Genomic DNA, 7,024 nt, shown 5'->3' with positions numbered 1-7,024 from the left:
CGCCCAGCGGCAAGGGGCGGGACCACCCGTCCCGACGAGCGTTGGTTTTCAGTGTTTACAAACATAGTAACTATTATGTTTGTTTATATTCTTACCACGGTACATTTCTCTTCTTTGAATTGTGGCATGGCCTCTCCTACGCGTGCATTGATATACGTCGGATCACACACCACATATTTGGTTCCGTCAACCGTCAGATAGTCTCCTTTCACATCCGATTTGAACCGGACAGCCGTAGCCAAATGCCCCGGATAATGCAGCAGAACGACATCAAGTCCCATCAATTCACGCACTAAAATTGAAAAGAGGATGGCTCTGTCCTCACAGTCACTGGATGGATAAAAGATCGTTTCATCTCCAAAAAGAGGGCGTTCATATCCAAACTGCTCTTCGTCCGTTGCGTATTTAAAAGCTGTCTGCACCAGATTCAGGATCCGGTTCGCTATTTCAGACTCTGATCTTCCTGAAAACTCTTTCTTCAAGGCCAGATACAGATCCTTTTTCACCTCTTCGCTCAACGAGGCCCGCGCATACGTATCCCAGTTGCTATTGAGCGGATAGGTGTTATAGAAGTCTATCAGGTTTTTATTGGTTCGTACATCTACCTTTATCATCGGATAGGCCTCGGAGGTCAGCATACGCTGTCCGGTAAGGTGAACTGCCAACCGGGGTTTCTCATTGATGGCAACAGAGAACAGTTGCTCTTTTGGAAAAGCATGGTCGAAGACAAAGACATCTTCTTTCACAGACGAGTCAATAAGGTAATACTTCACTCCTCCCATACGCAGGAAACCATACCGGTAAATATCAGATTCGGAAGGTAACAGCAATACTAACTTCTTATCCATAGAACGTGCTATGCGCACTTTATATCCCGATTGCGTAAGAATGAACATCTGCATGACAACTGCTTCATTGGATTTTACCGAACCAAAATAGCTCTCCGTCAATTGCTGTAACAGTTTCACGTATGCCCAATCACACAAAGCGAGTTGTTGCCGAAGCTCGAGACAGTCATTTACAAGCACATTATAATCGCTTGCCGACAAGCGTTTCCAGGCATTGGCTACCGCTTTCTCGTCCGCTGACGACAACGTATACTTTTGCCCGGCAGACAGGTGTACTTTGCAGGGTGTATGATAGAAAGCGAATGAAAACAGTTCTCCCGTTAACTTTTCGGGCAGGGGAATGGGCTCTACCGGTTCAGGAGCAGGGCGCGGAGCGGGCAATGACACTACCTCCGCATAAGGCAATTCCCGAGGCGGAATAGTACCGGTTTCGGGTTTCTTCACCTGAGGCTTTGGCGGCTCCGGCCTCACCGGAACCGGATCGGGAGGCAGCACTTCCGCCGCTTGCCAGGGTTCCTGCATGAATTTCCCGTATTCGGCATTTGCCCGGTCACGGAAGTTTGCATATTCTTCCCGGGCCTCCCGGGCAAATCCCTGATATTCGCTTTGGACCTGCTTCCGGTATTCATCGAGTGAATCCTGGGCACAGGCAGCAGTAGCCATGCAAAACACAATCAAAAGCTGCGACAATCGTTTTATTTTTATCATCCTTCTATAAACGGTTCGGCGGTTTATCATCAGTTTCCTCCCAGACGGAAGCGGTTAAGAAATTTATCGAGCGATGCATCATCACTTTTCTCCGGAATCCAGGCACGGACACGTATCATGGGGTATTCTCCCCGCATATCGAGCATTAACATCAGATAGCCCGTATCGGCATAGTTGTCCGAGAAATAGCTCTGTTTTATCTGAATACCGTAGGACTCTCCGTCAATCACTCCATTGGTATTTATCTTCTTGATGGCATTGTCTTCAAACACGAGATGGATAAAGTCTTTACTGGCAAAACTCCGTTGCAGTTTGTCAATATATTCTCCTTTGGTATAGCGATTGTAGCGCACAGTGGGAGCTTTACCGCCCGGCAAGGGATCGGCTCCTTCCTGAAAGAATCCCTTACCTACCGCCTGGCATACCACACCGGTGATGATAATGGCATCGTCCGAGAAGATGCTTTTTATGTAATCAATCCGCTTCAGGGCATAAGCCGTCTGATAATCTTCCATAAAGCTCATAATGGCATACCGGGAGGCTTCGCCCCATTTGGAGGCAGCTTTGAAGATGTCGTCTTCGGCGCGTTTGGTAAGTGTGAAGGCTACAGAAGCAATCTTATGTTCTTTGTTGAATCGGAAGGCGACATCTTCCATAAAGGAGTTGCCACGCCCTTTGAACTTGAAGTTCAGTGGCAGCGACTTACCTATTATATAAGGGCCGCCACTATCATAAAAGGTATATACAGGTTCTCCCACTACGGATACGTTGCCGATACTCAACATCTGGTCAAACAGTTCATAGCCTTCGGAAGTAAAAAGCGCCCGTACTTCGCCGAGGGTCCCGTTCCGTACAGCCGTTTCTACCTGTTTCATGATACCTGCAAAGTCGGCACTGTTTGCCAATGGTTTCAGTTTGAGGTGCACCACGTCCGGTGCCACGATGGGAGGGGCAATGGAGGCTACAGCAGCTTTGGAGGCGGCATTCACCCGGGCCTCCAACATTCTGACCTGTGCCGAAACAACCGGCTTGTTCTTATCGTCTTTCACCGGCAGGCTGACGGAGGCATTAGGGAAGTTCTGCGGATCGACCGTCTCCAACACTGCCCGCAGTTCGGGGTCGAAGTTCTTTGCCTGGTTCTCGAACTTATAGTCGTAACGCAAACGCAGTTCGCGTTGGGGCAGACGTTCGAAGTTGAGTATCGCCATGCCTTTGTGAACTTTGCACGGACCTACGTAGCGTTCGCCGTTGAAGTAGTGGAAGTCCAGATCGGACACTTCCTGATCCATGTATGAGAAGTGCAGGCAGAGGTCATACCGGTCAATGGGATTATCGGTTTCCGTACACTCCCCTATCCCGACTTTGAGCGTATTGAAGATATTGTTTATTTTAGTATCCAGCCACACTTTCAGATTGGTACGTTTCCCATCTATCTCTTGATACACAGATTTAGGATGGGCTATGAGCAGGGTCAGTGCCCAGTTATAATAACGCAAGGCCACATCAATCTGCAACCTCTTCTCTCCCTCCATGCCCGATGCAATGAAGTCGAGTATCTTGTTTTCGCGTTCCTTGAAGATCCCTTCGAGTTCGGCCACCTTTACATAACGAAACACACAGACTTCATCGGGATTGCTTTCGTCGATAATCTGCCCTACGTTGGGTAAAGTTCCAAAAGAGAAGGAACGCACCCGGCTGTCAATGTTGCGTTGGTAATCGGTCCGGTCTCCGCTGTCAATCTGTGACTCGCTCTCGGAGAACGAGGCACTGACGGATACGGAGATCTGGCTGACCAGGTTTTCGAGTGCTGCACGGTCCGCCTCTTCGTAGGAAGAAGCACAGGCTTTGCCGCACTTGTAAGACGAATCGTCCTGATAGCGCTTCATCTTTTCGGAAACACTCTGCCCTTTCACTGCTACAGGTAGCCAGCAAATGATCAGTACATAGAGAAGATACTTCATGAATAGGGGCTTTGAGTTAGTTGGCAGGAGTCTCTTTCTTGAATCCGTCTTTGATAAACTTTGACATGCTGTCCGCCACCTCCTGCGACAGTTTGGCTTCGGCCGCCGCATGCTGCAAAGCTTTGATGCGTGCCTGAGAAGCCCTGTCTGCATCCAGCCAGAAGTAAACACGTACTTCATACTTTCCGTCTTTCATGGGGCGGTAGATGGTATATGACTGACGCAGATCGCCGTCAAACTCCTGCATCACCATGGTTTCATAGGTGGCCACAAAAGCTTCTGCCTGTTCATCGGAGATGGACTTTGAAGAGTCGTTGATACGTCCTTTTACAATGGCTTTGTTCATGTCGGCATATTGGGTACGTGCATCCGAACGTGCCATACGCCCTCCCAATGTGATGTTTTTCACGGCTTGTGCGTTTCCTACATATTCTTCGCCTGTGCCACCATAATTATCAGTTTTCAGCAGATGATGCATGATAATGATCTCCAGCGGTTCTGCACTGTCCGTCATCCATCCTTCTTTCTTTAAAGCCTTGGCTCTTGCTTTTCCGGCTTTCTCCGCTGCTTTGGTTTGTGCTTTGGTGGGCACCTGGGTTTGTGCCTGGGCTTGTGCATAGGCAGGCATCGCGCCACATGTGACAATAGCAAACATCCATGTTGCCAACAAAAACTGAATCTTCCTCATAGGTCTTTTGTCTGTTTTTATCCTCCGTGAATTTCCCGGAAAAGAGGTAATCCTTAACTATAAGCGGGGAAACTATATGCCCTCAAAAAGAGGTATATCGCTCTGTTTTGCATGTATTATATACTTACAGCAAAAGTACTACATAAGACCTGAAAAGAGAAAGGGATTGATAACGTTTTTTAGCGTCTGTTTAAATTGGTGTTTATTGGGTAGAAAAAGCTGTTTATTTGGTAAAATAAGGCACATGAAAATAATACGGCCATTATCTGATCCTGGGTTATATTATTCTGCTTCCCCCTTCAGCAGCTCTATTTTATATTCAAGCTTGCCTATTTCACGAGACAACTCCATGATCATTTCGTCTTTGCGACGCACTTCTTCCCTCAGGCGGGCGCACTCTGCTGCCTCCGGGCTGACAGGGTTGGGCTCGCATTCCTTATAATAAGAACCGGCATCTTCGGCAATCCGGTTCGTTGGCTCTGCTTCGAGTTCGATTTTCTCCGGATCGGGAGACGTTACAACTTCATCGCTCTTTGAGTACGCCTTCCAGATAGTTTTGCCCAACAGAGCTGCACCGGTCAGGCCAAGAAAACCCGGGACCAAAGCTGCGCCCCCTACTACCGCCGCTGCCATCCCTCCGGCAAGAGCGCCACCAAGACCGCCCAGTGCCATGCCAGCTGTAGAATGCCCAGTCTTAGCAGCTTGCCGTATCACCTCTACCTTCATGTCATGTAGTGCAGCCAGCACCTCAGGAGTCAATTTGGTATAAAGCAACAAGTCTGCAGGGATGTGAAATACTCCTGTCAGTTTTTGCACGGTATCCAGATCGGGCATACTGTTTCCGTTCTCATAATTGGAGATCGTATTGGGCTTTACCCCTAACTCTCCGGCCAAGTCCGCCTGCGTCATTTGGTTCTTCTTTCGGAGAAGCACAAGATTCTGAGCTAAGAAAATCAAGGTTTCCGACATTTTCTTTGTTTTAATCAATTAACTTGTGTTACTTTGTAAACCAGAAGGGTTTTCAGCCTATTAGCTCTCCCTTCCAAACGACAAAGATAACCATTAATTCCTAAAGCACAAACATCATGAAGAAAAAAGTCAAGCAGCAAGAACTTCTCCCCCTCCCCTCGAAAGGCTGGAAAGAACGCGTGGCCCAAGAAGCCGGAGTGTCCGTAAAGACCGTTTACAACACCCTGAGCGGGCGTATCATCGGCCCTAAATCTCACTTAGTCATAGATGCCTACCGCAAAATATGCAAAGAAAGAGACACCATGAACTAACTAAAACACAACCCATTATGGAAATAAGAAGATATCTCAACACCCGCATCTGGGGTGAAAGCTGGTTTGAACCACTCACAGCCACCGAAAAGCTCATCTGGATCTATCTACTCACCAATCCCGCTACAAACATGTTAGGGATTTACGGACTCACCGTACGCCGCATCGGTTACGATTGCAACACCAGTGCCCAAATTGTACGCCGTTGCATCAAGAATCTTGAAGAGCTCAAACTAATCATCATGATCCATGAACACATCATCATCACCCACTGGCTTACACAAAATGCCATGAACCCCTCCATGAAACTCTCCGCACTGAAAGATTTCGACAACCTGCCCGACAAAGTGCGTGCAGCACTGCCGGTTACAGTACTAAACAACATTCAGAAAATGAGAACCGACACCGGACAGCCTGTCCCACACACTCCCCCTCATTCACCCTCCCCGACACCGGAAAAGGAAGAGGAAACCCAAAAAGAACAGGAACAGGCAAGCAAAACAAGAACAGTAAACGAAAACATCCCCCAACCACTCGCTCTGGCTTATAAACAGTCCGTCGGTAATCAGTCGTGGATGGAGCTCCTCTGCATGAATCACCACCTGGACCCGGATAGATTGCATGAGTGGCTGGAAAAATTCTGCCGTAAGCTCCAAAACGAAGGCAACAACGACAAGTCCGTCTGTGACTTCCGCCAGCACTTTGCCAACTGGCTCCGCCAACAACTGGAAAAACAAAACAAATACCCCCAAAGCCATGAAACCCCTGCTACAACAAACCGTGAAGAAAGCCGACAGCGAAGGCTTGATACAATTACTGCACTCGGCACTACCGTCAGCAACGATGCCCGCCGACGAATCGAACAGCTCAAGGCTACAGGCATTCTACCTGAAATACCCGAAACCTGAGCAGTTCTTTACTGCTTACAATCCCGACCTGCAAACCCGCCTGTTATCCGGAGGACTCACCCCTGCCGATCTTGCCGTACGCCCTGCCAACCCTACACTGGTATTACTGACACGGCTATACACACGTACAGCTCCGCTGGAGTGGTTAAAAATACAACTCGGAAGCCTCAACGACTTCACTGAAGTACGCACCAAACTCACCACCGGACAGCTGCACGAAACTGCCCAACTCATCCTCGCCGCCTACCCCATGCTTACCGCCGGAGATATCTGCCTCTACATAGCCCGTTTCAAGATCGGACAATACGGACAATTTTACGGTGCCATCGATCCTATGAAAATCATGTCCGGGCTTCGTCAGTACACAGACCAGCGAAACCAGGAGATAGAACGCAGCAAAAGGAACGAAACGCGGACAATCCTAAGAAATAACCCAACAAAAGGCATCACTTACGAAGCCTATCTCGAAGTGCAGCGGCGTGCCCAAGAAGGAGACGAAGACGCCCTACAAGCCCTCAGGAGGCCCTCACCTGAATAGCGTTTCCTCCCCGGAGCCGGACACCCTCCTCCCCGGAGCCGAGAACATTCCTCCCCGGAGCCGAGCAAAGCCCTCCCCAGAGCCGGGCAAAGC

At 48.9% G+C, this 7,024-nt stretch carries 7 protein-coding genes; 3 read left to right on the top strand and 4 right to left on the bottom strand.

Going from position 1 to position 7,024, the window contains the following annotated elements:
- Window positions 1-83: 83 nt before the first annotated feature.
- The 4 genes from HCG69_RS18685 to HCG69_RS18670 form a co-directional block, all read right to left on the bottom strand.
- The gene (locus HCG69_RS18685) at window positions 84-1,556 is read right to left on the bottom strand and encodes a hypothetical protein (protein ID WP_221651281.1); all 1,473 of its coding nucleotides are present in this window, start codon (window positions 1,554-1,556) and stop codon (window positions 84-86) included.
- A gap of 29 nt (window positions 1,557-1,585) precedes the next feature.
- Complete coding sequence (locus HCG69_RS18680; protein ID WP_221651280.1) at window positions 1,586-3,517, bottom strand: hypothetical protein; 1,932 nt, start codon at window positions 3,515-3,517, stop codon at window positions 1,586-1,588.
- Window positions 3,518-3,533: 16 nt separating this feature from the next.
- Window positions 3,534-4,205 (bottom strand): hypothetical protein, encoded by a 672-nt coding sequence (locus HCG69_RS18675; protein ID WP_007486928.1) that lies wholly within the window; start codon window positions 4,203-4,205, stop codon window positions 3,534-3,536.
- Between the two features lie 282 nt (window positions 4,206-4,487).
- The gene (locus tag HCG69_RS18670; RefSeq protein ID WP_221651279.1) at window positions 4,488-5,174 is read right to left on the bottom strand and encodes a helix-turn-helix domain-containing protein; all 687 of its coding nucleotides are present in this window, start codon (window positions 5,172-5,174) and stop codon (window positions 4,488-4,490) included.
- A gap of 116 nt (window positions 5,175-5,290) precedes the next feature.
- Between HCG69_RS18670 and HCG69_RS18665 the strand changes: the two genes are divergently transcribed.
- Genes HCG69_RS18665 through HCG69_RS18655 form a run of 3 tightly spaced genes read left to right on the top strand, consistent with a single transcriptional unit; the run spans window position 5,291 to window position 6,931 of the window.
- Window positions 5,291-5,485 carry a hypothetical protein gene (locus tag HCG69_RS18665; protein WP_221651278.1) on the top strand — a complete coding sequence of 65 codons (195 nt, stop codon included), beginning with the start codon at window positions 5,291-5,293 and terminating at the stop codon, window positions 5,483-5,485.
- Between the two features lie 17 nt (window positions 5,486-5,502).
- Window positions 5,503-6,393 (top strand): hypothetical protein, encoded by an 891-nt coding sequence (locus HCG69_RS18660; protein WP_221651277.1) that lies wholly within the window; start codon window positions 5,503-5,505, stop codon window positions 6,391-6,393.
- Window positions 6,329-6,931, top strand: a complete 603-nt coding sequence (locus tag HCG69_RS18655; RefSeq protein ID WP_221651276.1) for a DUF6633 family protein — start codon at window positions 6,329-6,331, stop codon at window positions 6,929-6,931. Before HCG69_RS18660 ends, HCG69_RS18655 begins: the two co-directional genes overlap by 65 nt.
- The last annotated feature ends 93 nt before the right edge of the window (window positions 6,932-7,024 follow it).

Source organism: Bacteroides sp. K03, from assembly GCF_019734355.1.
GTDB lineage: Bacteria > Bacteroidota > Bacteroidia > Bacteroidales > Bacteroidaceae > Bacteroides > Bacteroides nordii.
The sequence above is the reverse complement of the archived record's forward strand: the minus strand, read 5'-3'. Positions and strand labels throughout refer to the sequence as shown.